At 56.4% G+C, this 1453-nt stretch carries 1 protein-coding gene; it reads left to right on the top strand.

Annotation, left to right across the window (positions count from 1 at the left end):
- Nucleotides 1-48: 48 nt before the first annotated feature.
- Nucleotides 49-1446, top strand: coding sequence for an IS30 family transposase (locus NCT04_RS34180; protein ID WP_250470260.1), 1398 nt, complete (start codon nucleotides 49-51; stop codon nucleotides 1444-1446).
- The last annotated feature ends 7 nt before the right edge of the window (nucleotides 1447-1453 follow it).

The following is a 1453-nucleotide window of genomic DNA, read 5'->3' on the forward strand; positions in this document are numbered from 1 at the left end:
GGCGGATTCAACCGGTCGTCGCAACACCTTCAATCGAGGAAGTGTTGCATGGTGCGAAGTGCAAAGCAGGTATATCGGTTGACCGGTCGAGCAGCGATGTACTCGCCGGGCGCGCCATCGCTTGGAAATGAGATCGAGCGTCGCTTTTGGCAACAGATCGCGACTGGCATTACAAGCGAGAAGGCAGCGCAGGCGGTAGGTGCATCTCAAGCGGTGGGCTCGCGCTGGTTTCGCTATCGTGGCGGCATGCCACTATTCATGTCCAAATCAATCGTTGGTCGATACTTGTCGTTCCCTGAGCGAGAAGAGATAGCCTTGCTCTCCGTGCAAGGACTTGGAGTGCGCGAGATCGCTCGACGTATCGGACGCAGTCCGTCAACCGTCTCGCGAGAACTGATGCGCAATGCTGCGACTCGAGGTGGATGTCTCGAGTATCGTGCATCGGTGGCGCAGTGGAAGGCAGAACGGTTCGCTAAACGACCCAAGCCCGCGAAACTGGCGACTAATGTAGAACTGCGTCAATATGTACAGGAGCGCTTGGAGGGCAAGGTACATGACGCTGACGGTCGTAAAATTGACGGGCCTAGGCAGAGGCCGTTTAATGGGCGAAATAAACCGCATCGCGGGGACCGAAAGTGGGTCAATGGTTGGTCACCTGAACAAATTGCCCATCGATTGCAAGTAGATTTCCCGGATGATAAATCGATGCGCATTTCCCACGAAGCCATTTATCAAGCGCTTTATATTCAAGGGCGCGGCGCACTCAAGCGCGAGCTGGTTGGCTGCCTGCGCACCGGGCGCGCGTTGCGCGTTCCTCGAGCGAGGGCGCGTGCCAAAGCGTGGGCGCACGTCAGCGAGGAGGTCATGATTTCCAGTCGGCCTGCAGAGGCGGAAGATCGTGCAGTGCCGGGCCATTGGGAAGGCGACCTCCTCATTGGCTTGAATCGGTCCGCCATCGGTACGCTGGTAGAAAGATCAAGCCGTTTCACGATGCTCGTGCATTTACCTCGAGAAAAAGGCTACGGGTTGATTCCGCGCACAAAGAACGGGCCTGCGCTAGCCGGCTATGGGGCCGTCACGATGGCCAACGCACTCAAGAGGACTGTGACTGACTTGCCTGCTGAGTTGTGGCGATCATTAACCTGGGATCGGGGAAAGGAGCTATCCGATCACGCCCGTTTCACCATCGAGTCCGGCGTGAAGGTATTCTTCGCTGATCCGCAAAGCCCATGGCAGCGCGGTACGAATGAGAACACGAATGGCCTTTTGCGACAGTACTTTCCAAAAGGCACAGACCTGTCCCGGTGGAGTGCTCGCGAAATCCAAGCTGTTGCTAATACGTTGAACTCAAGGCCGCGAAAAACTCTTGGATGGAAGACGCCTGCAGAAGCTCTGGACGAATACCTAAAATCTGTTCAACAATCCAGTGTTGCGACGACCGGTTGAATCCGCC

Origin of the sequence: Caballeronia sp. GAFFF2 (genome assembly GCF_023631485.1) — a bacterium.
GTDB lineage: Bacteria > Pseudomonadota > Gammaproteobacteria > Burkholderiales > Burkholderiaceae > Caballeronia.

Coding starts and splice junctions, on each gene's coding strand:
- NCT04_RS34180 (WP_250470260.1), top strand. CDS start 49: ATGGTGCGAAGTGCAAAGCAGGTATATCGGTTGACCGGTCGAGCAGCG.